The organism is Pseudoduganella sp. GW821-FHT12E03 (genome assembly GCF_058807115.1).
On record NZ_JBXAQJ010000012.1, the window covers coordinates 22,639 to 47,947 of the forward strand.

Genomic DNA, 25,309 nt, shown 5'->3' on the forward strand with positions numbered 1-25,309 from the left:
AGGGCCCGCATTGATTCAATGGCCCGTGGGGCCACGCAGTAATTTTCTGAAATCCCATGCCTTCGATAGGAATCGTATCGCCGAAAACCATGCATTTTTCGGAGCCGCTGCAACTGCAGAGCGGTGCGCAGTTGCGCGACTATATGCTGATGTATGAAACCTATGGCACCTTGAACGCGGACAAATCCAATGCCGTGCTGGTGTGCCATGCCCTGAACGCGTCCCACCACGTGGCCGGCGTCTATGCCGACCAGCCGAACAACGTGGGCTGGTGGGACAATATGGTGGGACCGGGCAAGCCGCTCGACACCGACAAGTTCTTCGTTATCGGGATCAACAATCCCGGTTCGTGCTTCGGCTCCACCGGCCCGATGCACACCAATCCCGACACCGGCAAACCGTATGGCGCCGCCTTCCCCGTGGTGACGGTGGAAGACTGGGTCAATGCCCAGGCGCGCCTGGCTGACCAGCTGGGCATTGCCCAATTTGCCGCCGTCATGGGCGGTTCGCTGGGCGGCATGCAGGCGCTGGCCTGGTCCATCATGTTCCCGGACCGCTTGCGGCACTGCCTGGTGATTGCCTCGACGCCGAAACTGTCGACGCAAAATATCGCGTTCAACGACGTGGCGCGGCAGTCGATCCTGACTGACCCGGATTACCACGGCGGCGACTTTTACGAACATGGCGTGGTGCCGAAAAACGGCTTGAAAGTCGCGCGCATGATCGGCCACATCACGTACCTGTCGGATGATTCGATGGGCGAGAAATTCGGCCGCAAGCTGCGCGATGCGGAGGCGGACGGCGCCTATAAATTCGGCTTCGGCGTGGACTTTGAAATCGAATCGTATCTGCGCTACCAGGGCGACAAATTCTCGTCGTACTTCGACGCCAACACGTATTTGCTGATCACCAAGGCGCTCGACTACTTCGACCCGGCGCGCCACCACGGCGGCGACCTGGCCAAGGCGCTGGCCGGTACCAAGGCGGAATTCTTCCTGGCGTCGTTCACCACCGACTGGCGTTTCTCGCCGGAGCGTTCGCGTGAAATCGTCGATGCGCTGATCGCCAACCGCCGCCAGGTCACGTACGCGGAAATCGATGCGCCGCACGGCCACGATGCCTTCCTGCTGGAAGATGCGCGCTACATGAACATGGTGCGCGCGTATTACAACCGCGTTTGGAAGGGGATCTGAATGACGCTGACATTTGAAGATTTGAGCAGCGCGCGCCCGGACCTGGCGTTTATCGCGCACTGGGTCAAACCGGGCTCCCATGTGCTGGACGTCGGCTGTGGCGATGGCGTCATGATGGAATACCTGCAGGCGGGCAAGCAGTGCACCGGCTACGGCATTGAAATTGCCGACGACAAGGTGCTGGCCAGCACCCAGCGCGGGGTGCGCGTGATCCAGCAAGATATGGAAAACGGCCTGGGCCTGTTCCGCGACAACTCGTTCGATACGGTGCTGTGCCTGTCGTCGCTGCAGATGATGAAGCAGGTTGAAGAACTGTTGCGCGACATCGTCCGCGTTGGCAAGGAAGTCATCGTATCGTTCCCGAACTTCGCTTACTGGCCGCACCGCATGGCCTTGCTCAAGGGCCGCATGCCGGTCTCGAAGACGCTGCCATACCAGTGGTATGACACGCCGAACGTGCGCTGCGCCACCATCAACGATTTCCGCGAACTGGCGGAAGAAGTGGGGCTGGACGTGGTGGAGTGCGTGGCGCTGGCCGAAGGCAAGATCGTTGAACTGTTGCCGAACCTGCGCGGCGAACTGGCCGTGTTCAGGCTGCGCAAGAAAGCGGTGAATTAATATGGCGGAGGGCGGGCGCGCGTCAATTAGCCAATTCGTGAATGGCCGCATGTTGGCCATTCTGTTTTTTGGCTTCAGTTCCGGCCTGCCGCTGTACACACTGCTATCACTGACACAAGCCTGGCTGTCCAAGTCCGGCATGAACTTGAAGACCTTGGGGTTATTCTCGGTCGTCATGTTCTCTTATACGTTCAAATTCCTGTGGTCGCCGCTGATGGACCGCTATGCGTTGCCACTGGGCCGCCGGCGTGGCTGGATGGCGCTGACGCAGTTGCTGCTGTTCCTGCTGATGGGCGTAATGGGTTTCCTGGATCCAGTCGGACAGGTGGGCTTGGTCGCTGCGTGCGTGGCAGTGGTGGCCTTCGTCTCGGCCAGTCAGGACGTGGTGATCGACGCTTATCGCCGTGAAGTACTGGAAGATAACCAGCAAGGACTGGGCGCCGCCGCTCACGTCAGTGCGTACAAAGTCGCCCAGTTGATACCTGGTTCGTTAGGCTTGATATTGGCGGACACTTATCCATGGGCCACCGTGTTCTGGATCGTGGCGGCGTTTATGTTGCCGGGACTGGTGTGCACCTTGCTGGTCAAGGAGCCGAAAGTCTATGGCGACCCGCCGAAAAACCTGCAACAAGCCATCATTATGCCATTCCGCGAATTCATCGAGCGCGATGGCTGGCGCAAGGCGCTATGGATCGTGGCCTTCATCCTGCTGTACAAGATTGGCGATTCGATGGCCACGGCGCTGGCCACCAAGTTCTTCCTCGACCTGGGTTTCACGACGACCGAGATCGGCTTGGCGGCCAACGCCACCGTGCTGTGGGCCAGCATCGTCGGCGGGATTGTGGGCGGCGTGTGGATGGTCAAACTCGGCATTAACCGTGCATTATGGGTGTTTGGTGTGCTGCAGGCGCTGGCCATCCTGGGCTTTGCGTGGCTGGCAAGGGCCGGCCATGATCCGGTGCTGCTAGCCGCCGTCTACGGCTTCGAAGCGTTCACCAGCACCGGCCTGGGCACCGCCGCACTGGTGGCGTTTATATCGCGCTGCACCGACCCGCGTTACACTGCCACCCAGTTCGCGCTGTTTTCCAGCCTGGCCGCCGTGCCGCGCACGTTCATCAATGCGTCAGTCGGCTATATCGTGACGGAAACCGGCTGGTTTAACTTCTTTATTATTTGCTTCATCCTGGCATTCCCCGCCATGATGATGTTGCCCAAAATTGCACCATGGAATTCAAACAAATGAAACCGCTGAAACTGACCCTGGCCGCACTGGCGCTGGCGGTCAGCGCCACCACCGTTGCCTCGCCTCAAAATGGCGAACCGGATGGCATCCCTGTCGATAGCCTGTCGAAATTCCGCGGCATTGCCGGCGACGCCGCCGCCTTTGACGCGCAATCGAAGCAGCAGTATTTGCAGTTGATGAGCGAAGCGCAGCAAAAAGGCGCGCTGATGCCGGATTCCGATCCGCAAGTGCAGCGCCTGCGCAATATCGCGCGCCGCATCGTGCCGTTTGCCCCGCGCTGGAACCCGGAAGCGGCCAAATGGAACTGGCAAGTCAATTTGCTCAATGCGCCCACTGTCAATGCGTTTTGCATGCCGGGCGGCCGCATCGCGTTTTATTCGGGCATCCTGTCCAAGCTGAATTTGACGGACGATGAAGTGGCGATGGTGATGGGCCATGAAATCGCCCATGCGCTGCGAGAGCATGCGCGCGAACAGGCGGGTAAAACCACGGCCACCGGCATCTTTGGACGCCTGGTCGGCGCTGGCGCCGCCGCCTATTTCGGCGTTGATCCCCGCCTGGGGGAGCTGGGTGGCAATCTCGCCACGAAAGCCGCCTCGCTGAAATTCTCGCGCGACGATGAGCGCGACGCCGACCTGGTGGGCATGGATATCGCCGCCCGCGCCGGCTACGATCCGCGCGCCGGCCGCGTGCTGTGGGAAAAGATGGGCACGCAAAGCAAGGGCGCGCCACCGGCCTTCCTGTCGACCCACCCGGCCGGCAAGGAGCGTATCGAGCGCATGGAAAAGGCGCTGCCGCTGGTGTTGCCGGTGTTTGCCCGCACCAAGGGCGTGGCGGAAAGCCAGTTGCCGGCATACCGTACGTTGCCGGTGCCGGGCGCAAACCAAGCTGTCAAATAACATGCCCCGCCCGCGCGCGCGGGAACAGACGCCGCTGCCGATCCGCGACGGCGTTGCTCCCAGCTACCTGTGGCTGCCGGAAGGGCAGTGGCCGGACATGCTGGCCTTCCTGGTCGCGTATTATCCGGCCGTCTCGGAAGCCGCGTGGCGCGAGCGCATGGCCAAGGGCGAAGTGGTCGACAGCGACGGCGCGCCGTTGACGCCGCAGTCGCGCTACCGGCGCGGCATGCGCATCTTTTATTACCGCGAACTGGAACAAGCGGAAACGCCGATCCCGTTCGAGGAAGAAATCCTGTTCCAGGATGAGCACCTGGTGGTGGTCGACAAACCCCACTTCCTGCCCACGATCCCGTCCGGGCGTTTTTTGCACGAAACCTTGCTGGTGCGGTTGCGCAAAAAGCTGGGCATCGACGACTTGACGCCGATCCACCGGCTCGACCGGGAAACCGCCGGCGTGGTGATTTTCTCGTCGAATATCGCCAGCCGGGGGCGCTACCAGTCGATGTTCCAGCAACGCGTGGTGCAAAAGGAATATGAAGCGCTGGCGCCCCGGTTGCACGGTGTCGAATTCCCGTTCACCTATCGCAGCCGGATGGTCGATGGCGACAAATTCTTTGTCATGAAGGAAGCGCCGGGCGAGCCGAATTCGGAAACCGTCATCGACGTGATTGAACACCGGCCCGATGGCCATACGCTGTACCGCCTGTGGCCGCACACGGGACGCCAGCACCAGTTGCGGCTGCACCTGGCGTCGCTGGGCATCCCCATCGTCAATGATGCGTTTTATCCGGTCGCCCTGCCATGCAAGCAGGATGACGTCTCGTCGCCGCTAAAACTGCTGGCGCGCGCCATCAGTTTCGCCGACCCGCTGACGGACGAGATACGGCGCTTTGAAAGCCGCCGTACCTTGTAATGCACTTAGCTGGACAAGTTGCTCCAGTCGATCACGATGTCGGAGTCGACAATAAACGTGACACTGTGGTCGGACTTCAGCTGGTACTTGTTGTAGCCCAGGATTTGCAGCCACGTCGCCGATTCCCATAGCGAAGCATCCGCATAGATCGTGTCGGAGCTGTTGCCTTCGAAGCGGATCGAATCCGTGTCCGACATGGTCTGGATCGCCGCGCTGGTGATGGTCAGTTTATTGTTGGCGCCGAGGTCGATTCTTTCCATGTGGGTCAGGTTCGACGTCAGGTTTGCCAGGATCAGCGTCTGGCCGGACACATTGAAGACCACCTCGTCGGTGCCATCCGTGCCGCCGTCGTACGTGCCGCTCAAGGTGCCGGCCAGGCTGGTATTGAACTCGAAGGTGTCGCTGCCATTGCCGCCGGAGATCGTGCTGCCCAGCGTGCCGATCCTGAATTCGTCGCTGCCGTCCTCGCCCCACACATTGGCGCTGCTGACGCTGATCGTGATGGTGTCGGCGCCGCCGCCGGAATAGACGGCACTGCCCGCGGCGCTGATCGTAATGGTGTTGCCATCGCCGCCAGACGTCACGGTGTTATTGGTGCCGGTAATCGTCACGGTGTTGGAGCCTGAGCCGATTTCCACGTCATTGTCCGTGCCGGTAATGGTCACGATATCGTTGCCGTCGCCCATGTCGATGTCATTGGCGTCGCCGTTAACTTCAATTGTGTCGGCATCCTCGCCGGCAGTCACTTCATTGCTGTCGCCATCGATCGTGATGTCGTTGCCGCCGCTGCCGCCATCGACGTCGTTGACGGAGCCGGTGATGGTGATGATGTCGGCGCCATAGCTGCCGGACACGGTATTGTGGGCGCCGGAAATCGTGATGATGTCGTCGTAACTGCCTGCATTGACCAGGTTGCTGGCGCCGTTGACGTTGATGGTGTCGCTGCCGTCGCCGCCATACACGTCGTTGCCCGTGCTACCGCTCTGGATGTTGACCGCGTCGTTGCCGTCACCGGCATACACCTTGTTGTCCGTGCCGCTGATGTCGATCGTGTCATTGCCATACAGCGTGTACAGCAGCTTGCTGCCGGTGGCCGTGTGGTTACCGCCATAGCCGTCGCCCAGGTAGACCGTATAGGCTGGCTCGTCGTCACGGGAACCGAGGTTGCCGGCATAATCCGAGGCGCGCAAGCCGATCTCGCCGCCCTCGGCAAGGGCGACGCTGTTGATTTCCCACGAGCCGGCCGTGGTGCTATCCGCTTTTTTCCACGTGGTGCCGTTCGTGGTGTATTCAATGAATTCTTCATCCGCGTTGAATTCGCCCTCCAGGTCACCGACGATGGAGGTGATCAGGGTGCCGAGGCCCAGGCCGAAGAAGAACGGGAATTCGTCCAGGTCCACGTAGCCGATCGGGACTTCGGTATCGATGGTCCAGTCATCGGCCAGTACCGCGGACGTACTTGCATAACCCGCCACCGTGTATTGCCGGACCTGGATGTCGCCGGCGGCATAGTCGCCGTCGTCCAATGTGATCTCGTGGGTGGAGTCGTTGGTTTCCACGGTGGTCCAGTCGCCGGTGGTGCTCAGCCGGTATTGCAGGTATGGCGCCGTGATGCCGGAAATCGTCAGTGTCTGGTTGTTCGTGATGTGGTCGTTGTCAGTGCCGCTGTGGCTGGCGTAGGTCGATTCCGTCAACGACAGGGTCACTGCCGACGGCACGGCCGGGGTTCCCGTGGCAAAGGTCAGCAGCGAGGTGCCAATCGAGACGCTGTTGCCGGCCAGGTCCATCAGCGGCGCGTTGTACACGGCAACGCCGTAACTGTCACCGTATTGCAGGGCGCCCGACAGCGACAAGGTCACCGTATGCGTGGTGCTGTTATAGCTGCCGGTATTGCCGCTGAGTGCTTCAAACACGATTGTACGGATATCCGACACATTGCCGCTGTTGCTGATACTGAAGCCGGTTGAAGCGCCGGCGACCAGCGCTTCATCGAATACCAGCGAAATGGTACTGGTGCCGATATCGACGCTGCTGGCGTTGGACGATGGTGTGCTCGACGCCAGCGTCGGCGCCGCCGTATCGACAGTGATGTCCAGGGTCGTGGTGCTGTTGGCGTCGGTGTTGTCGGCCTTGTCCTGCGCCCGTAATGCCAGCGTGTGGACGCCGTCCGACAATTGATTCAAGGTGACGGAAATGTTGGCGCCGGACGAACTGAAGTCGGCCGCCTGTACCGTGTAGGTATACACCACGTCATTGCCGTTGGCGGTGTCGATGATTTCCAGTTTGTCGCCCGCCGCCAGGCCGCTGGTATTGGCGATGTTGAAGGTGACGTCCGGCGTATTGTCGCTGGTGATGTTGTCGGTGCTGCTGCTGCCGCTGTCGCTGGCCGCATCCAGGTCCAGGGTTTTGTCCGCCATCGACGCAACGGTCTTATCGATGGTGATGGACAGCGCCGAACTTTGCGTTCCCGTGTTGCCGGCGGTATCGCGCGCGCGCAGCACCAGCGTATGCGTTCCTTCGCTCAATACATTTTCGTCATCGAGCGTCACACTGATGGTGCCACCATAGGCACCCAGGTCCGAACTCTGGACAGTATAGGTGGCCACGACGTCATTGTTGTTGGACGTATCCAGCACTTCGACATAATCGCCCACCGTCAGGCTGGTGCCGGACAAGTTGAACTGGATGGTCGGCGTGTCATCGTTGGTGATGTTGTCGTAGCGGGAGCCGCCCGCATCCGAGTTGGATGAGTCGCTGTCGTACGCCAGGTCAGGTGTCTTGCTGGACAGCGAGCCGGGGGCGGTGGTGTCGATCGTGTAGGCGTGAACTTCTGGGGTGCCCGTGACGCCCGATCCGTCGGTCAGCTTGACCTTGACGTAATTGTTGCCGGACAGGGTTGCACTGATGGACCACGTATGCGCGTCATTGTCGATGGTGGCGTCGTTCCACGTTTCGCCGTTATCGGTGGACACTTGGATCTTCGCGCCCATGAGGGCGTAGATGGCGCCGCCGCTGAACGAGCCGGAAATGGTTTGCGTTCCCGTATTGGTGATCAGGTCGCTGGTGGAGCTGCCAATGTCCGTTGAAAAAGCGATGGTGGACGACAGGGTCAAGGTTTGCGTGTCGTAGTTGAATGGCAGCGACACTTCCGACGATGGACCGGCATTGTTGGATGGATCCGTGATCGTCCCGGTGTTCAGGGCCACGTGGCCCTGGCCACAGGCGCCTTCGGTTGGCGTCAGGGTGGTGGTCCACGTGGTGCCGTCATCGGCGCTGGTGAACGTGCCCAGCGAGCCGCCCGAGACCGTGAAGTCCGAGGCGGTCGGCGTGTCCGTCACGGCTTCGGTGAACGTCACCGTCAGGGTCGCGGTCTGGCTCTTGACCAGCGTGATGTCGCTCAGGGTCAGCGTCGCGGACGGGGCCGTGTTATCGACCGTGAACGTAAAGCTCTTGGTTTCCGAATTGGCCACAGGGCCGGAATTGCCTGCCGTATCGTTCACGGTGGACGACGACAGGGAAACGCTGCCCGATGCGGTCGGCGTCAGGGTGGCGGTCCAGGTGCGGTTGTCGGAAGTGCTGAACGAGCCCAGGCTGGCGCCGCTGATGGCAAAGTCCTCGGCAATCAGGCCGGACACCGCTTCATTGAAGACCACCGTGACGGTGGCGGTCTGGCCGCTCAGCAGCGAAGACTTGTCAAGGCTGATGGACGTCAGGGCCGGTGCGGCCTGGTCCAGCACGTATTCGTGGCTATATTCGGCGCCGGTTGCCGTGCCATTCGACGTGCGCACTTTCAGCGTGTTGCTGGCGCTGATGGTCTGGCCGGCCAGTTCCCAGCTGGTGCCGGTCGTGCTGGCCTGGGTCCAGGTAGTGCCATTGTTCAGCGATACTTCGACATATTGACCACGGCCCAGGGCCGCCGACAAGGTGCCACTGATGACCTGCGACGTGGAGCTGGTGATGAAGTCGCCGCTGTTATAAGGGTCCGTCATGCTGACCGTGGCAATGGTGGCGGTCGGCGCGGCGTTATACGTGAAGTTGGCGGAGACCGATGTGGCGGGGCCGCTATTGCCGGCGATGTCTGTCACGGAGGACGGATCGAGCCGGACTTCGCCGCTGCTGGTGGCGCTCAGCGTGGCGGTCCACACGGTGCCATCGCTGTTGCTGGTGAGGCCGCTCATCGTGCCGCTGTATTTAAAGTCCGCCAAGGTCAGGCCGGTCACCGCTTCGCTGAACGTGATGGTGACGGTGGCCGTCTCGCCCGTCAGCAGAGCCGACTCGCTGAGCGTAATTGTGGCCGTGGGCGCGCTCTGGTCGAGCTGGTATGCCTGGCTGAATTCGGCGCCGGTTGCGCCGCTGTTCGACACGCGTGCCATCAGCGTATCGCTGCCACCGAGGGTCTGGCCGGACAGGGCCCAGCTGGTGCCGGTGAAGGACGGCAGCGCGGTCCAGCTGTCACCGCCATCGAGCGATACTTCGACAAATTCACTGGCGGAGAGCGCGGCGGAAATCGTGCCGCTGATCGTTTGCGACGCGGTATTGGTAATGAAGTCGCCGCTGGTGCCGGTATCGGCCGACAGGGCGACACTGGCAATGGTCACGGTTGGCGGCACGGCGTATTCAAAGCTGGCGCTCGATGCCGACGCCGGACCGCTGTTGCCGGCGGCATCGATCACGCTGGACGTTGCCAGTGCGATGGCGCCGCTGCCGCTGCCGGTGGTCAGCGGCGTCAGGGTGGCGGTCCAGGTGATGCTGTCGGAAGTGGTCAGCGTACCGAGCGTGCCCCCGGTGACGGTCAGGTCGGCGTTGGAAAAGTCACTGACGGCTTCGTTGAATGTGATGGTGACGGTGGCCGTCTGACCCGTGCCCAGGTCGTCATTGGACAACGTGATTTCTGCGGTGGGCGCCTTGGTGTCGACCGTGTAGTTGGCGGAGCTGGTGTTGCCGGAACCGGTATTGCCGTCGTTGTCGGTGACGCCCGCGTTATCGAGCGTAATGCTGTTGGTCGCGTCTTCGATGGTGGACGTCGGCGTCAGCGTGGCGGTCCAGGTCAGGCCATTGTCGGTGGTGACGGGTTCGGACAAGGCACCGTTGCCGATGGTGAAATCGGCCGCCGTGAGGCCGCTGACCGCTTCCTGGAACGCGATGGTGACGGTGGCGGTTTCGCCTGCCTTCAGCGCGGTATCGGAGACTGCGATGGAGGCGGTCGGGCGCAAGGTGGCGACCGTGTAATTGCCGGTCGAGCTGGTGCCGGTGCCGGTATTGCCCGATGCATCCGTGACGCCGGTATTGTTCAAGACGATGACGTTGGACGAGGCATCGACGGACGCCGAGGGCGTCAGGGTCGCCGTCCAGGTCAAGCCGTTGTCGGACGTCGTAAGTTCCGACAGCGTGCCGTTGCCGACCGTGAAGTCGGCGCTGGTCAGGCCGGTCACCGCTTCGCTGAACGTGATGGTCACGGTGGTGGTTTCACCGGCTGTCAGCTTGGCGTCGGCCACGCTGACGGTCGCGGTCGGGCGCACGGTGGCGACCGTGTAATTGCCGGACGACGTGGCGCCGCTGCCGGCGTTGCCGGCGGTATCGGCGATGCCGGTGTTGTCCAGCGTGATGACGTTGGTGCTGTCATCGATGGAAGCCGTTGGTGTCAGCGTCGCGGTCCAAGTCAGGCCGCCGTCGGATGTTGCCGGCGTCGACAATGTGCCGTTGGCAACCGTGATGTCGGCTGCCGTCAAGCCGGTAACCGCTTCGCTGAAGGCGAACGTCACCGTGCTGGTTTGATCAGCGCTCAGCGTACTGTCGGACAGTGTAATGGTGGCGGTTGGCACGTTGGTGTCAACCGTGTAGTTGCCGGAGCTGGTGGTGCCGCTGCCGGTATTTTCATCGCTGTCTTTAAAGCCCGTATTGGTGAGCTTGATGGTGTTGGTCGTGTCGTCGATGGCGGACGTCGGCGTCAGCGTGGCGGTCCAGGTCAGGCCGTTGTCGGTCGATACTGGTTCCGACAGGGTGCCGTTATCGACGGCAAAATCTGCCGCATCCAGGTCCGTCACCGCTTCCTTGAACGTAATGGTGACGGTGGCCGTGTCGCCCACTTTCAGGACGGTTTTCGATACGCTAATGGCGTCGACTTCTGGACGCTTGGTGGCGACAGCGTAATTGCCGGTCGAGCTGGTGCCGGTGCCGGTATTGCCCGATGCATCCGTGACGCCGGTATTGTTCAAGACGATGACGTTGGACGAGGCATCGACGGACGCCGACGGCGTCAGGGTCGCCGTCCAGGTCAGGCCGTTGTCGGACGTCGTGAGTTCCGACAGCGTGCCGTTGCCGACCGTGAAGTCGGCGCTGGTCAGGCCGGTCACCGCTTCGCTGAACGTGATGGTCACGGTGGTGGTTTCACCGGCTGTCAGCTTGGCGTCGGCCACGCTGACGGTCGCGGTCGGGCGCACGGTGGCGACCGTGTAATTGCCGGACGACGTGGCGCCGCTGCCGGCGTTGCCGGCGGTATCGGCGATGCCGCTGTTGTCCAGCGTGATGACGTTGGTGCTGTCATCGATGGAAGCCGTTGGTGTCAGCGTCGCGGTCCAGGTCAGGCCGGCATCGGACGGCGTGAGGCCCGACAAGGTGCCATTGGCGACTGTGATGTCGGCGATGCCCAAACCCGTTACCACTTCGCTGAACGTGAACGTCACGGTGGTGGATTCGCCGGCGGTCAGCGTGGCGTCCGCCACACTGATGCTGTTGACGGTGGGGCGCACGGTATCGACCGCATAATTAGCCGAGCTGGTGCTGCCGGCGCCGGCATTGCCGGCAAGATCCGTCAGCCCGGCTTTGTTGACGGTAATCGCGTTGGATAAGGCCAGCGTCGAAGCGGTTGGCGTGAAGGTGGCGCTCCACGTGATGCCGCCATCGGCCGAGCTGACGGCGGACAAGTTGCCGCCGGACACGGTGATGTCGTCGTTGGAAAAATTCACCACCGCTTCGTTGAACGTGAACGTCACCAGCGACGTTTCACCGATGCCGACCGTGCTGTCGGCCAGCGTCACGCCCACGGTGGGCGCGGCCTGGTCCAGCGTGTATTCTTCGACCAGCGGGTTGCTGTACGTATAGCCGTTGGTCACGCGCGCTTTCAGCGTACCGCCGGCGCTGATCGTGGTGGCAGGGATGGACCAGTTGCCGGCAGTCGCCGTGGCCTTGGTATACGTGGTCCCGCCGTCCAGCGACACTTCGATATATTCATCGGAGGCCAAGGTGCCGGAATACTTGCCCGTCACCGTTTGCGCGGTGGAATTGGTCAGGAAATCGCTGCTGCTGGAGCCGGTATCGGTCATGCTGGCGGAGGTCACGATGGCGGCCGGCTGATTCGGCACCGTGCTGTAGTCGAATGACGCGTGGATCGCGCTGGCCGGACCACTGTTGCCTGCCACGTCGCTCACCCCGCCGGCAAGCAGCGAGATCTGGCCAACACCGTCGGGAACATTGATGGTCGGCGTCAGGGTGGCAGTCCAGGTTTTGCCATTGTCGTTGGTGGCCAGGTTCGACAGGACGCCGCCGGTCACAGCGAAGTCGCTGGTGTCGAGTCCCGTGACGGCTTCATTGAACGTGACGGTGACGACAGCGGTTTCGCCGGCGACCAGGTCGGCGTCCGACAGGACGATCGATTCCACGGTGGCGGCTTCGTTGTCGAAGACGTACGCCTGGCGTACCGCGCTGGAATGGCCGCCGGCCGCATTGCTGACGCGGGCAATGATGGTGCTGCTGCCGGTCAGCGTGCCTTCCACGCTCCAGGTGTCGTTGGCCACCGTGGCCAACAGCCAGGTGCCGCCATTGTCCAGCGAGACTTCAATGAAGTCGCCCGCCGCCAGGACGCCGGTGTATGTGCCGCCGACGCCTTGCAGCGCGGTCTTGGTGATGAAATCGTTGGCGCTGCTGCCGGTGTCATATTTGAACGCATAGCCGCTGTCGACCGTGGCGGCTGGCGCCGGGACGGTGGACGTCGTGAATTGCAGCTTCGACGTGTCGGACAGGCCCGCAAAGGCACTGCCGCTCTCATCGAACAGCACGCCCTTGGCCATCTGCACACTGTAGTTTTTACCGGTGGATAAGTTCGAATCCAGGCTGATCGTGATCGTGTCGCCGGAAATCGAGACTTTTGACGTATCCGTGATATCGATGGTGCGCGTATCGGTCGCGCCGATCAGGCGGGTGCGTAGGGTCCCATCCTTGCCGATATAGGTTTGTGTCGAACCATCACTAATCGTAATCGAGCCGGTGCCGGCCAGGATGTTGCCATTGAAGGTGAGGACAAGCTGGGCGCTGGCCGAGCTGGAACTGTTCAAATGCGTGGCGGAAATCGGGGACAGCGCGGTCGATGCGGGCATGGTCAACTCGGAAGGGACAAAAGCGGTACCGTATAGTATCAAAGAAGCGCGAATGTTTGCGTAAGGGAAACCAATATTTCAATTTCTTAACTACTGGCAAACATGCGCAAACAAATACCGCCCCAAAAGGGGCGGCAAGGCAATGCGTTTTATGCGGCAATCAAGGGGTGATACTCAATGATCAGGGGCGCATGGTCGGAAAAGCGTTCCTCTTTATAAATGGCGACCTGGTGCGCCTTGCCGGCGATGCCCGGGGTGGCAACGTGGTAATCGATACGCCAGCCCACGTTCTTGGCATAAGCCTGGCCACGGTTGCTCCACCACGTATATTGTTCTTCGCGCGGGTCGAGGCCGCGGTGCACGTCGACAAAGCCGACTTCATCGAACACGCGCGTCAGCCATTCGCGCTCTTCCGGCAGGAAACCGGAATTCTTTTTGTTGCCCTTCCAGTTCTTCAGGTCGATTTCCTTGTGGGCAATGTTCCAGTCGCCGCAAATCACGACTTCACGGCCTTCGGCGTGCAATTGCTGCAAATGCACGATGAACGCCGCCATAAAGCGGAATTTGGCTTCCTGGCGCTCGGGGCCGGACGAGCCGGACGGGCAATACACGGAAATAATCGTCAAGGGGCCGAAGTCGCAGCGCACATAGCGGCCTTCCGCATCGAATTCCTCATTGCCAAAGCCGATCATCACGGCATCGGGCGCGATCTTGCTGTAGACGCCCGTGCCCGAATAGCCCTTCTTTTCCGCATAGTGGAAGTGACCATGGTAGCCGCCCGGGTTGCGGAATTCTTCCGTCATGTCATCGGCTTGCGCCTTGAGTTCCTGTACACAGACAAAGTCGGCGTCCTGGGCCGCCATCCACGTGAAAAAGCCTTTTTTGGATGCGGAACGGATCCCGTTCAAGTTGGCGGAAATGATTTTTGGCATGGTGAAGATTCAAAAAGGGAAGGGGACACAGGCCGCGCCTGCGGATTAAAATACAGGCACTTACATATTAAGAGGCAACTGTGAAAAATTTACGGCAAGAGTTTATCGCGTTTTCAGTGGCGACGGGAGTGTTGCGTTTCGGTGAATTCACCACCAAGGCGGGCCGCCCATCCCCGTACTTCTTCAATGCGGGCCTGTTCCATGACGGCGCCACCCTGGCGCAGCTGGCGCAGTTCTATGCCCAGACGCTGCTTGATTCCGGCATCGAGTTCGACATGCTGTTCGGACCGGCCTACAAAGGCATCACCCTGGCATCCGCCACAGCCGTGGCGCTGTCCGGCAAAGGCCGCAACACGTCGTTTGCGTTCAACCGCAAGGAAGCCAAAGACCACGGCGAAGGCGGCACCATCGTGGGCGCCAAGCTGCAGGGCAAGGTTGTCATCATTGATGACGTGATTTCCGCCGGCACCTCGGTACGTGAATCGGTGGAAATGATCCGCGCCGCCGGCGCCGAACCGTGCGCCGTGCTGATCGCGCTGGACCGCAAGGAGCGCGGCGCCAAGGATGGCGTCATGTCGGCATTGTCGGCCGTGCAGGAAGTCACGAAAAATTACGGCATTCCCGTGATTTCCATCGGTAACCTGGACGACTTGTTTACGTACCTGTCGGGCGCCGCCGCCGATCCTTCTTTGCAAGAATATAAAGAAAAGGTCGCGGCTTACCGTAGTCAGTATGGCGTAGCGTAAATCCCACGGTGCGCTCCCGGGTCACCTCGGAGGCGCGCCGCTGGCGGCCGGCTGGTGTAGACTTGTTTTGCTTTTCTGAAATATTGGAATTGGAGCAACAATGAACATTGCAACGCTTAAAGTGTATGGTGACGATGATGCGCTGGCCGATGTCCGGGACGGCTTACCGGTCGAGCCGGACAGTGACTGGAAAAAAGGCGATGTCCGGCCTGATGGCCGCGTCCGTATTGATTCCGGTTTTTATGTCAACCTGGCGGCGGAATCCGACCCGGCCGTCATGGTCAATCAAGTCCATGGCTTTTTGACGGAATGCCAGGCGCGCGGGATTGATTTCAATGCCGCCCCGATTGCCGCTGAATTGCGTATTGCCTACACCGCTGGCGCAGCCGCCGCCGGCATTCCTTCCCTTGACTTTTCTTTGGCTGAATTGAATCTGCTGATTGAAATGGGGATTACCCTCAGTATTACATCATGAGCAGTATGCGATTTTCCGAAGACAGGCTGGCCCGCTTTAAAGGGCGCGATGGCGCCGAGCGCACAATACACATTTGGGAACCTTCCCAACCCCGCGCGGTCATTATGGCGTTTCATGGCGCCCTGGCCCATGCCGGCGATTATGTGATGGCGGGTTTATATTTCCGTGGTCATGATATTGCGGTGGTTGGTTATGACCAGTGCGGTCATGATGGTAAACGCCGTGCGGATATTCCCGACTTCGATATCTTCCTGGATGATGCGGAATTATTCCTGCAATGGGTAAAAAAGAATTACCCCGGTTTGCCTATCTTTATCATGGGGCATTCGATGGGTGGCTTGATTGCCACCAAATTCGGTCTCGAGCGATTAAAACGCAGCGAGGATGACGTTAAAGGTTTTATCTTGTCGTCGCCATATTATGTGAATGCCGTGAAGATTTCGCCGGTATTGCAGAAAATGTCGGGTGTGCTGGCAAAGCTGGTGCCGACCATGAAAGTACCGGTGGCCTCATTTACCGATGTGTTGACGCATGATGCGGCGATTACCGCGCGTCACCATGTCGATGAACAAGATGCAGTTCGGGCATCGGAATTAACAGTCCGCTTTGGCCATGCGCTCAGCGAGGCGCAAAAAGGCCTGGCGTCGCAAATTCCAACATGGCGCATGCCGTTATATGCGGTGGTGGCGGGTGACGATAAACTGGCCGATAGCGCCGCTGCGGAAACCATGCTGAAGACGATAGGCGGCGATTTGTTGCACTATCGGTTCGAAGCGAAGAATTACCACGAGAATTTCAACGAAACCAATCGTGCGGATATCTTTGGCGATATCCTCGGCTGGATGCAACCCCGCATCGCAGCTTAAAAAACCTTCATTCAAACGCGTAGGGCGGCTTTTACAAAGCCGCCTTTTTTATTTCGCCGAAACGCATGCATGGGCCATAAAGAGCCGAATTTTGCGGGTTTTATGCTAATAATTGGCGCGATCACGCCAGTTCTTGATGCAAACCGCGAAAAAAAACGGCGCCCGCAGGCGCCGTTCATTTGCAACCGGAAATTGAAAATCAGCCTTCGGCCAATTTCTGTTTCAGCAGTTCCGTCAATTGGGCTGGATTGGCTTTGCCTTTCGATGCTTTCATGGCCTGGCCAATCAATGCATTAATGGCGGCTTCCTTGCCGGCACGGTATTGCTCAACGGATTTCGCGTTATTCGCCAGCACTTCCATGACGATGGCTTCCAGTGCGCCGGTATCGGAGATTTGCTTCAAACCCTTCTTGTCGATAATCACGTCGACCAGGTTTTCATCGTCCGAGTTTTCCGCCCACATATCGCCGAAGATTTCCTTGGCAATCTTGTTGGAAATCGTGCCATCGGCAATACGCTTCAGCATATTGGCCAACTGACCCGGTTTCACCGGCGACGAACCAATTTCCGTATTTTCGCGGTTCAAGGTGGACGACACATCACCCATCAGCCAGTTGGCGCCAGCCTTGGCATTTTCCTTGCCGGCTTTCGCTACCACGGCTTCGAAATACAAGGCCATGCCTTTCGACGACGTCAGGATCAGCGCATCATATTCCGGCAATGCATATTCATTGATAAAGCGGTCGCGCATCACGGCCGGCAATTCCGGCATATCGGCTTTGACGTCGGCAATCCATTGATCGGAAACCATCAGTGGCGGCAAATCCGGATCCGGGAAATAGCGGTAATCCTGCGCATCTTCCTTCGAGCGCATTTGACGCGTTTCTTTTTTATCCGGGTCATACAGACGGGTCGCCTGCACCACCTGGCCGCCATCTTCAATCAATTCAATCTGGCGGCGCACTTCGACATGGACGGCTTCTTCAATAAACCGGAACGAGTTCAGGTTTTTGATCTCGCAGCGGGTGCCGAATTCCTTTTGGCCTTTCGGACGCACGGAAACGTTAATATCGCAGCGGAACGAACCTTCCTGCATATTGCCATCGCAAATACCCAGCCACATAACGAGGCCGTGCAATGCCTTGCAATAAGCGACAGCTTCCGCCGCGCTGCTCATTTCCGGCTCGGAAACGATTTCCAGCAATGGCGTACCGGCACGATTCAAATCAATGCCGGACATGCCGTGATAATCCTCGTGCAGCGATTTACCGGCATCCTCTTCCAAATGCGCGCGGGTCAGGTTGACGGTCTTGGTAACGAACTTGCCATCCTTTTCATAGCCAAACGTCAGCGTGCCGCCTTGCACCACCGGGTCTTCAAACTGGCTGATCTGATAGCCTTTTGGCAAATCCGGGTAGAAGTAGTTCTTGCGTGCAAAGATCGATTGCGGGGCGATTTTTGCGCCGACCGCCAGGCCGAAGCGGATCGCGCGGTCCACGGCTTTCCTGTTCATGACCGGCAACACGCCCGGCAGCGCCAAGTCAACCGGGCTCGCTTGCGTGTTGGCTTCGGCGCCGAAAGCGGTTGGCGAACCGCTGAAAATTTTGGATTCGGTAGTGAGCTGAACGTGGTTCTCAATACCGATGACGACTTCCCATTCCATATTTGTTTCTCGCTATTAAGGTTTACGCGCCCACACCGGCAGGGGATTGCTTGTGCCATTCCGTGGCCAGCTGGTACTGGTGGGCAACGTTCAGCAGCTTGGCTTCGGCAAAGTAATTGCCGATGATTTGCAGCCCAACTGGACGGTTGTTATTGCCAAAGCCGCACGGCACCGACATGCCCGGCAAACCGGCCAGGCTGGTCGACAGCGTGTAAATGTCGGCCAGGTAGTTGGCGACCGGATCGGACTTGGACCCCAGGTCCCAGGCCACGGTCGGGGCCACCGGGCCCATGATCACGTCGCACACGGCGTTCGGGCCGCTCAGCACGGTTTCGAAATCTTGCTGGATCAGGCGGCGGATGCGCTGCGCCTTCAGGTAATACGCGTCGTAGTAGCCGTGGCACAACACATAGGTGCCGACCATGATGCGGCGCTGGACTTCCGGGCCAAAACCTTCGGCGCGGGTCTTTTTGTACATGTCCTGCAAGTCTTTATAGCCGTCGGCGCGGTGGCCGAAGCGGACGCCGTCAAAGCGCGACAGGTTCGACGAAGCTTCCGCCGGGGCGATCATGTAGTAGGCCGGGATCGACAGCTTGGTGTTTGGCAGCGAGATATCAACCAGGGTCGCGCCCAGTGTCTCGTATTGCGCCAGGGCGCCGCGCACCGCGGCTTCGACGTCGGCCGCCAGGCCTTCACCGAAGTATTCTTTTGGCACGCCAATGCGCAGGCCGGTCAGCGGCTTATCCAGGTCGCGGGTGAAATCCTCGTCCACGCCGCCCTGTTCCGGCGTCAGGCTGGTGGAATCACGCTCGTCGAAACCAGTCATGGCCGACAGCAGCAGGGCGCAATCTTCCGCCGTTTGCGCCATCGGACCGCCCTGGTCCAGCGACGAGGCAAACGCGATCATGCCGAAGCGGGACACGCGGCCATAGGTTGGCTTGATACCGGTGATGCCGCAGAACGAGGCCGGCTGGCGGATCGAACCGCCGGTATCGGTGCCGGTGACGCCGGGCGCCAGACGCGCCGCCACGGCGGCGGCGGAACCACCCGACGAACCGCCGGGAACGGCCTTGTGGTCCCATGGGTTTTTCACCGCGCCAAAGGCCGAGTTTTCATTGGCGGAACCCATCGCGAATTCATCGCAATTGAGTTTGCCCAGCGAGACCATGCCGGCCGCCTTGAATTTCGCCACGACCGTCGCGTCGAACGGGCTGACGTAATTGGCCAGCATTTTCGACCCGGCCGTCGAGCGCCAGTTCTTCGTCACGAAAATATCTTTATGGGCAATCGGCACACCGGTCAGCGGCGTGGCGGTGCCGGCGGCGATGCGCGCATCGGCTTCGGCCGCTTCCGCCAGGGTCAGGGCGCGGTCGACGTGCAGGAAGGCATTCAGATCGCTTTGTTCGATACGGTCCAGGAAATGCGTCGCCAGTTGTACGGCGCTCACTTCTTTCTTCTGCAGGAGCTGCGACAGCTCTTTAATGGTTTTGTTATGCATGGGATTTAATCAGGATGTTCAGTACGGATGCCGTCAGCGAGCGGGGCGCCAAGTGATCAACTTAGTCGATTACCTTAGTCGATTACCTTAGTCGATTACTTTAGGCACCAGATACAGGCCGTCTTCGGTTTTTGGCGCGACTTTTTGATAGTCTTCGCGCAAATTCGGCTCCGTTGCGGCATCGTCACGCAAGCGCAGCGCGACTTGCATGTGCGCGGCCAGCGGATGGCTCAAAGGGGCTACGCCACTGGTGTCCACAGCCTGCATCTGCTCGGCCAGCGCGAAGATGCCGTTCAGCTCTTCCAGGGCGGTGGCAGCGTGGTTGTCGCTCATTTCCAGTTGCGCCAGGTTGGCAATACGTTTTACGTCGGATAGTGTCAGGGACATATGCGGGAATGCGCGTTGGGGCGCGCCATTGTGATATTGATAAAGAACTTACAATTCCTGCTATCTGGCAGGGAAAATCCAGTAATTGTTGTGCAATTCACCGTTGGGGTGGGTGCACATTAGAATGGATTTTTGGTAAATAACATCTGGATTATAAGGTAGAATGCCGGGTTGATGCGTGGCTGGCGCCGACGACCGGCGGCCGCCGCATCCACGGATACTCCCTATAACTGTTTATACGCGCATGCGCCGCGCCACAGGATACTCATGTTTGGTTTTTTACGCAGGTATATTTCCTCCGATTTGGCAATTGACTTGGGCACTGCCAACACGCTGATTTATGTACGCGGTTCCGGCATTGTGCTGGACGAGCCGTCTGTCGTTGCGATCCGCCAGGAAGGCGGCCCGAACGGCAAGAAAACGATCCAGGCCGTCGGCAAGGAAGCAAAACAGATGCTGGGTAAAGTACCTGGCAACATCGAGGCGATCCGCCCGATGAAAGACGGCGTGATCGCCGACTTTACCGTCACCGAGCAAATGCTGAAGCAATTCATCCGCATGGTGCACGATTCCAAATTCTTCCGTCCATCGCCGCGCATCATCATTTGCGTGCCTTGCGGCTCGACCCAGGTGGAACGCCGCGCGATCCGTGAATCGGCGCTGGGCGCCGGCGCATCGCAGGTGTACCTGATCGAAGAGCCGATGGCGGCGGCGATCGGCGCCGGCCTGCCAGTGTCCGACGCGACCGGTTCGATGGTGGTCGATATCGGCGGCGGCACCACGGAAGTGGGCATCATTTCGCTGGGCGGCATGGTCTACAAAGGTTCCGTGCGCGTCGGTGGCGACAAGTTCGATGAAGCCATCGTCAATTACATCCGCCGCAACTACGGCATGCTGATCGGCGAACAGACGGCGGAAGCCATCAAGAAAGCCATCGGCTCCGCCTTCCCTGGCTCCGAAGTCAAGGAAATGGAAGTCAAGGGCCGCAACCTGTCGGAAGGTATCCCGCGCTCGTTCACGATTTCGTCCAACGAAATCCTGGAAGCGCTGACCGACCCGCTGAACAATATCGTCTCCGCCGTGAAAAACGCGCTGGAACAAACCCCGCCGGAACTGGGCGCGGACATCGCTGAAAAAGGCATGATGCTGACCGGCGGCGGCGCACTGCTGCGCGACCTGGACCGTCTGCTGATGGAAGAGACCGGCTTGCCGGTGCTGGTCGCGGAAGATCCGCTGACGTGCGTGGTGCGTGGTTCCGGCATGGCGCTGGAGCGCATGGATCAGCTGGGCTCGATCTTCTCGTACGAGTGATGCAATTTTTGTGGGGAATGCCGTGGCGCGTTCCCCGCAGTGGCATGCGTACAGGCTGACGCTGCACTCAGACCGGCTTATACTGGCTGGGTGCGCAGGCCTATCGGTGGCGCGCGAGCGCCGGAATTTCGGAAGCCATGGAATACAGTCCTCCGCCACTCTTCAAACAAGGCGCGCCTGCCCGCGTCAAGATGACGCTGTTTGCGTGCATTTCCATTGCCTTGCTACTGGCCGATGCGCGCATGAACGCGCTCAAGACCGTGCGCCAGGTGGTCGGCACCGTCCTTTACCCCCTGCAAATGGCGGCGTTGCTGCCGCGCGACGCCATATTCGGTGTCGGCGATTATTTTTCATCGCTGTCCGCGCTGGAAAAGCAGGTGCGCGATTTGAAACAGCAACAAATCGCCTCGGCCCAGGCCTTGCAGCAAGCCCAACTGTATAACGCGGAAAATGCGCAGTTGCGCAAGTTGCTGGACGCCCGCGAACGGGTGCCCGGCAAATCGCTGCTGGCGGAAATCCTGTATGACGCCCGCGACAGTTCCAGCCGCAAGATCGTGCTGGACCGCGGTGTCCAGCAGGGCGTTCAACTGGGCTTGCCCGTGATTGACAACCAGGGCGTGGTGGGACAGGTCACGCGCGTCTTCCCGTTTACGGCCGAAGTCACGCTGTTGACGGACAAGGAACAGGCGATTCCCGTGCAAGTGCTGCGCAGTGGCTTGCGCAGCGTGGCGTATGGCCGTGGCCAGTCGGGCCAGCTGGAATTGCGCTTTGTCGCGGCGCAGCAGACCGACAACGTGGTGGTCGGCGATATCTTGATCACCTCCGGGATTGACGGCGTGTATCCGGCCGGCTTGGCCGTGGCGCGCGTCACGCAAGTGGAAAACAATGCCAACGGCGTGTTTGGCCGCGTGGTATGCCAGCCGCTGTCGGGCATCCAGAGCCACAGCCAGTTGCTGATCCTGATGTCGCCGCCGGAATTGCCGGCCCGTCCGCCCGAAGAAGAACCGTTCAAGCCTGGCAAGAAGAAAGCCAAAGACCTGGCGAAGGAGGCCGCCGCCACCGCCGCCGCGCAGCCTGGCGCTGCCGGGGGGGCGGCGCTTGCCGCACCGGCGCGGCAAGCCGCCCATGGAACACCTGCGGCCGCAACGTCCGGCGCCGCGCCATCCCCGGCACCACCGGCGGCAGTCCCGGCCGCGCCGCAGCAGCGTGCGGCAGCGCCGGCCGGTCCGGCCGCAGCCCGCCCGGGCGCCGCCACCGATACGCAGTCGCGTTGAAAGCCTTGCCATGAATCGTCCACATTACATCTTGCTGCCGGTGAGTCCGGTGTTCATTGCGTTCAGCCTGTTTTGTGCGTTCCTGCTGAACCTGTTGCCGTGGGGCCAGTTTATCGGCGCGCCGGATTTCGTGGCGCTGACCCTGGTTTTCTGGGGCGTGCACCAGCCCCGCAAAGTCGGCATCGGCACCGCGTTTTTCCTGGGCTTGCTGATGGACGTGCATGATGCGACCCTGCTCGGTGAAAATGCGTTGGCCTATACCTTGCTGTCGTACTGCGCCATCATGATCCACCGCCGGGTGTTATGGTTCCCGCTGCTGACCCAGGCCATGCACGTGTTCCCGCTGTTGCTGATGGCGCAATCGGTGCAATTGATGGTGCGTTTTATCGTGTCGGGCAAATTCCCCGGCTGGTGGTATTTCATCGAAAGCGTGGTCGCCGTGGCACTGTGGCCGTTCATCACGATGATCTTGCTGGCGCCGCAGCGCCGCGCCATCGATAAAGACCACACGCGTCCAATCTAAGCTGTCAACTTAAGCTGCTCACCAAGCTGTCCCGATGACCGAGTTCAAGAATACCGAACGCGAACTGCACTTGTTCCGCCTGCGCCTGTCGGTGCTGGGCTTGCTGGTGTTTGTCTGCTTTGCGCTGTTGCTGGCGCGCTTTGTGTGGCTGCAGGTGGTCCATCACGACAAGTACATGACGCAGGCGGAAGAAAACCGCATTGCGTTTGTGCCGGTGGTGCCGAACCGTGGCCTGATCGTTGACCGCAACGGCGTGGTGCTGGCGCGGAATTATTCCGCCTATACGCTGGAAATCACGCCGTCGAAATTGCGGGCGCCGCTCGACAGCATCATCGATGAACTGGCCAAGCTGGTGTCGGTGGAAGCGAAAGACCGCAAGCGCTTCAAGCGTCTGCTGGAAGAAACCAAGGGCTTCGAAGGCGTGCCGCTGCGCACCCGCTTGACCGACGAGGAAGTGGCGCGCTTTACCGCGCAGCGTTTCCGTTTCCCCGGCGTGGAAATCCAGGCCCGTTTGTTCCGCCAGTATCCGCTCGGTGAAACCGCGTCGCACGTGATCGGCTTTATCGGCCGCATCAGCCAGAGTGAAGCGAAAGTCATCGAAGCCGGCGACGATGCGCGCAATTACAAGGGCACCGAACACATCGGCAAGGAAGGCCTGGAAAAGAGTTACGAAAAGCAGTTGCACGGGGTGACCGGCTACGAGGAAGTGGAAGTGTCGGCGGGCGGGCGCGCGGTGCGCACCTTGTCGCGCACACCCGCCACACCGGGCAACAATCTGGTGCTGTCGATCGATATCGAGCTGCAAAAAGTGGCCGAGGAAGCGTTTGGCGAATGGCGCGGCGCGCTGGTGGCGATCGAACCGTCGACTGGCGACATCCTGGCCTATGTGTCGCGGCCCGGCTATGACCCCAACCTGTTCGTGGACGGGATCGACACGCAAAGCTGGAATGAATTGAATACCTCGCTGGACAAGCCGATGGTGAACCGTCCGCTGTCCGGCACCTATGCGCCCGGTTCCACCTTCAAGCCCTTCATGGCGCTGGCCGCGCTGGAAACCGGCAAGCGCACCACCAGCCAGGCGATCGGCGACCCCGGCTACTTCTACCTGGGCACCCACAAATTCCGCGATGACGTGGTGGGCGGCCATGGCTCGGTGGACATGCGCAAGTCGATTGTCGTGTCGTGCAACACGTATTACTACGTGCTGGGCCGCGACATGGGGATCGATGAAATCTACAAGTTCATGAAGCCGTTTGGTTTCGGCCAGCCGACCGGAATTGACCTCGACAATGAAAAGAGCGGCATCCTGCCGTCGCAGGAATGGAAGCGCGCGCGCTACAAGAAAAATCCGCAGGCCGGCAAGTGGGTGGGCGGCGACACGATTTCCGTCTCCAACGGTTCCGGCTATAACTCGTACACGCCGCTGCAGGTGGCGCACGCGGTATCGATTTTGGCCAACAACGGCGTGGTGATGAAGCCGCACCTGGTCAAGAGCGTGGAAGACGGCGTCAGCAAGGCGCGCACCTTGACCGTGCCGAAGGAAAGCTACCGCATTCCGCTGAAGCAGCAAAACGTCGACTTCATCAAGGAAGCGATGGTGGGCGTGACGTCCGAACCGGGCGGCACCGCGTACCGCGCGTTCACCAATGCCGGTTATACGGTGGGCGGCAAGACCGGCACCGCGCAGGTGATCGCGATCAAGGCCAATGAAAAGTACAACGCCGCCAAGCTCGATGAACGCTTGCGCGACAATGCATGGTTCACCGCCTTTGCTCCGGCCGACAAGCCGCGCATCGTGATTGCCATGATCGTGGAAAACGCCGGTTTCGGCGGCCAGGTGGCGGCGCCGATCACGCGCAAGGTGCTCGACTACTACCTGCTGGGCAAACGCCCGACCGAGAAGGATACGACGCCGGTGCCGAAGGAAGATGCGGCGGAATTCGTGCCGGTGGAAGAGCCGGCCGATGAGGAAGCGGCGGCGATTGCCAATGAACAGCGGACTGCGCCAGCCACGGCGAAACCGGGCGCGCCGGCCAAACTGGAACAGCCGCCGCTGATCCAGCCGCCGGCCCAGCGCCCCGGCGTGAAACCGGGGGCGGCGCCGCCGCACCAGCATGGTCAGGCAGGCCAGGGCGCGAAACCCGCCGCCACACCGCAGCAGGCGGCGCCAGCCGGGCAGAGCGCCAGGCCTGCCGCCGTTGCACCACAACCGGCCGCGCCAGCGGGGCAGAGTGCCAAGCCTGCCGCCGTTGCACCACAACAGGCGGCGCCAGCGGGGCAGGGCGCGAAACCTGCGGCGCAGCCGGTGGCGAAAGCGCCGGCGCCTGCGCCGCAACAGCCCGCACCGGGCTTGCCGCCAGCCACGCCGCCGGCGGCGCGCAATAAAGAATGAGGAG

Annotated in this window: 17 protein-coding genes; 12 read left to right on the forward strand and 5 right to left on the reverse strand. The window is 60.5% G+C overall.

Going from position 1 to position 25,309, the window contains the following annotated elements:
* Positions 1–56 precede the first annotated feature (56 nt).
* From metX to AC1RRC_RS26540, 5 genes are read left to right on the forward strand one after another with little or no spacing between them, the layout of a single operon-like run.
* Positions 57–1,193, forward strand: a complete 1,137-nt coding sequence (metX, locus tag AC1RRC_RS26520) for a homoserine O-succinyltransferase MetX (protein ID WP_493058609.1) — start codon at positions 57–59, stop codon at positions 1,191–1,193.
* Between the two features lie 6 nt (positions 1,194–1,199).
* Positions 1,200–1,811 (forward strand): methionine biosynthesis protein MetW, encoded by a 612-nt coding sequence (metW, locus tag AC1RRC_RS26525; protein WP_493058799.1) that lies wholly within the window; start codon positions 1,200–1,202, stop codon positions 1,809–1,811.
* 49 nt (positions 1,812–1,860) lie between these two features.
* Positions 1,861–3,054 (forward strand): AmpG family muropeptide MFS transporter, encoded by a 1,194-nt coding sequence (locus tag AC1RRC_RS26530; RefSeq protein ID WP_493058610.1) that lies wholly within the window; start codon positions 1,861–1,863, stop codon positions 3,052–3,054.
* Entirely contained in the window at positions 3,051–3,953 is a 903-nt protein-coding gene (locus AC1RRC_RS26535) for a M48 family metallopeptidase (RefSeq protein ID WP_493058611.1), read from the forward strand. The genes AC1RRC_RS26530 and AC1RRC_RS26535 overlap by 4 nt, the downstream gene beginning before the upstream one ends.
* Before the next feature lies 1 nt (position 3,954).
* Entirely contained in the window at positions 3,955–4,866 is a 912-nt protein-coding gene (locus AC1RRC_RS26540; protein ID WP_493058612.1) for a pseudouridine synthase, read from the forward strand.
* 5 nt (positions 4,867–4,871) lie between these two features.
* On the opposite strand, the gene AC1RRC_RS26545 is transcribed toward AC1RRC_RS26540, so the two are convergent.
* Both AC1RRC_RS26545 and AC1RRC_RS26550 read right to left on the reverse strand, forming a co-directional pair.
* On the reverse strand, positions 4,872–13,238 hold the full coding sequence (locus AC1RRC_RS26545) for an Ig-like domain-containing protein (RefSeq protein WP_493058613.1): 8,367 nt from the start codon (positions 13,236–13,238) through the stop codon (positions 4,872–4,874).
* Between the two features lie 149 nt (positions 13,239–13,387).
* A complete protein-coding gene (locus tag AC1RRC_RS26550; protein WP_493058614.1) occupies positions 13,388–14,170 on the reverse strand; it encodes an exodeoxyribonuclease III in 783 nt (260 codons plus the stop codon).
* A gap of 80 nt (positions 14,171–14,250) precedes the next feature.
* On the opposite strand from AC1RRC_RS26550, the gene pyrE reads away from it, so the two are divergent.
* The 3 genes from pyrE to AC1RRC_RS26565 all read left to right on the forward strand — a co-directional run bounded on the left by pyrE (position 14,251) and on the right by AC1RRC_RS26565 (position 16,257).
* The gene (gene pyrE / locus AC1RRC_RS26555; protein ID WP_493058615.1) at positions 14,251–14,916 is read left to right on the forward strand and encodes an orotate phosphoribosyltransferase; all 666 of its coding nucleotides are present in this window, start codon (positions 14,251–14,253) and stop codon (positions 14,914–14,916) included.
* Positions 14,917–15,016: 100 nt separating this feature from the next.
* A complete protein-coding gene (locus tag AC1RRC_RS26560; RefSeq protein WP_493058616.1) occupies positions 15,017–15,391 on the forward strand; it encodes a hypothetical protein in 375 nt (124 codons plus the stop codon).
* Positions 15,388–16,257, forward strand: a complete 870-nt coding sequence (locus AC1RRC_RS26565; RefSeq protein ID WP_493058617.1) for an alpha/beta fold hydrolase — start codon at positions 15,388–15,390, stop codon at positions 16,255–16,257. The genes AC1RRC_RS26560 and AC1RRC_RS26565 overlap by 4 nt, the downstream gene beginning before the upstream one ends.
* 199 nt (positions 16,258–16,456) lie before the next feature.
* Here AC1RRC_RS26565 and gatB read toward each other — a convergent pair whose 3' ends face one another.
* The 3 genes from gatB to gatC form a co-directional block, all read right to left on the reverse strand.
* Complete coding sequence (gene gatB / locus AC1RRC_RS26570; protein WP_493058618.1) at positions 16,457–17,920, reverse strand: Asp-tRNA(Asn)/Glu-tRNA(Gln) amidotransferase subunit GatB; 1,464 nt, start codon at positions 17,918–17,920, stop codon at positions 16,457–16,459.
* A 22-nt stretch (positions 17,921–17,942) separates the two neighbouring features.
* Entirely contained in the window at positions 17,943–19,418 is a 1,476-nt protein-coding gene (gatA, locus tag AC1RRC_RS26575; RefSeq protein ID WP_493058619.1) for an Asp-tRNA(Asn)/Glu-tRNA(Gln) amidotransferase subunit GatA, read from the reverse strand.
* Positions 19,419–19,505: 87 nt separating this feature from the next.
* A complete protein-coding gene (gene gatC / locus AC1RRC_RS26580) occupies positions 19,506–19,805 on the reverse strand; it encodes an Asp-tRNA(Asn)/Glu-tRNA(Gln) amidotransferase subunit GatC (RefSeq protein ID WP_493058620.1) in 300 nt (99 codons plus the stop codon).
* Between the two features lie 267 nt (positions 19,806–20,072).
* On the opposite strand from gatC, the gene AC1RRC_RS26585 reads away from it, so the two are divergent.
* The 4 genes from AC1RRC_RS26585 to mrdA all read left to right on the forward strand — a co-directional run bounded on the left by AC1RRC_RS26585 (position 20,073) and on the right by mrdA (position 25,305).
* Positions 20,073–21,116 (forward strand): rod shape-determining protein, encoded by a 1,044-nt coding sequence (locus AC1RRC_RS26585; protein WP_050409489.1) that lies wholly within the window; start codon positions 20,073–20,075, stop codon positions 21,114–21,116.
* A 137-nt stretch (positions 21,117–21,253) separates the two neighbouring features.
* A complete protein-coding gene (mreC, locus tag AC1RRC_RS26590) occupies positions 21,254–22,390 on the forward strand; it encodes a rod shape-determining protein MreC (protein ID WP_493058621.1) in 1,137 nt (378 codons plus the stop codon).
* A 10-nt stretch (positions 22,391–22,400) separates the two neighbouring features.
* Positions 22,401–22,913, forward strand: a complete 513-nt coding sequence (mreD, locus tag AC1RRC_RS26595) for a rod shape-determining protein MreD (RefSeq protein WP_493058622.1) — start codon at positions 22,401–22,403, stop codon at positions 22,911–22,913.
* 34 nt (positions 22,914–22,947) lie between these two features.
* Complete coding sequence (gene mrdA, locus AC1RRC_RS26600) at positions 22,948–25,305, forward strand: penicillin-binding protein 2 (protein ID WP_493058623.1); 2,358 nt, start codon at positions 22,948–22,950, stop codon at positions 25,303–25,305.
* The last annotated feature ends 4 nt before the right edge of the window (positions 25,306–25,309 follow it).

Excerpts from the sequence above, each read along its gene's own strand:
- AC1RRC_RS26535 (WP_493058611.1), top strand. The coding sequence starts at position 3,051 with ATGAAACCGCTGAAACTGACCCTGGCCGCACTGGCGCTGGCGGTCAGC.
- gatB (WP_493058618.1), bottom strand. The coding sequence starts at position 17,920 with ATGGAATGGGAAGTCGTCATCGGTATTGAGAACCACGTTCAGCTCACT.
- mrdA (WP_493058623.1), top strand. The coding sequence starts at position 22,948 with ATGACCGAGTTCAAGAATACCGAACGCGAACTGCACTTGTTCCGCCTG.
- AC1RRC_RS26540 (WP_493058612.1), top strand. The coding sequence starts at position 3,955 with ATGCCCCGCCCGCGCGCGCGGGAACAGACGCCGCTGCCGATCCGCGAC.
- metX (WP_493058609.1), top strand. The coding sequence starts at position 57 with ATGCCTTCGATAGGAATCGTATCGCCGAAAACCATGCATTTTTCGGAG.
- AC1RRC_RS26565 (WP_493058617.1), top strand. The coding sequence starts at position 15,388 with ATGAGCAGTATGCGATTTTCCGAAGACAGGCTGGCCCGCTTTAAAGGG.
- AC1RRC_RS26585 (WP_050409489.1), top strand. The coding sequence starts at position 20,073 with ATGTTTGGTTTTTTACGCAGGTATATTTCCTCCGATTTGGCAATTGAC.
- AC1RRC_RS26545 (WP_493058613.1), bottom strand. The coding sequence starts at position 13,238 with ATGCCCGCATCGACCGCGCTGTCCCCGATTTCCGCCACGCATTTGAAC.
- mreC (WP_493058621.1), top strand. The coding sequence starts at position 21,254 with ATGGAATACAGTCCTCCGCCACTCTTCAAACAAGGCGCGCCTGCCCGC.
- gatA (WP_493058619.1), bottom strand. The coding sequence starts at position 19,418 with ATGCATAACAAAACCATTAAAGAGCTGTCGCAGCTCCTGCAGAAGAAA.
- AC1RRC_RS26560 (WP_493058616.1), top strand. The coding sequence starts at position 15,017 with ATGAACATTGCAACGCTTAAAGTGTATGGTGACGATGATGCGCTGGCC.
- AC1RRC_RS26550 (WP_493058614.1), bottom strand. The coding sequence starts at position 14,170 with ATGCCAAAAATCATTTCCGCCAACTTGAACGGGATCCGTTCCGCATCC.
- mreD (WP_493058622.1), top strand. The coding sequence starts at position 22,401 with ATGAATCGTCCACATTACATCTTGCTGCCGGTGAGTCCGGTGTTCATT.
- AC1RRC_RS26530 (WP_493058610.1), top strand. The coding sequence starts at position 1,861 with ATGTTGGCCATTCTGTTTTTTGGCTTCAGTTCCGGCCTGCCGCTGTAC.
- gatC (WP_493058620.1), bottom strand. The coding sequence starts at position 19,805 with ATGTCCCTGACACTATCCGACGTAAAACGTATTGCCAACCTGGCGCAA.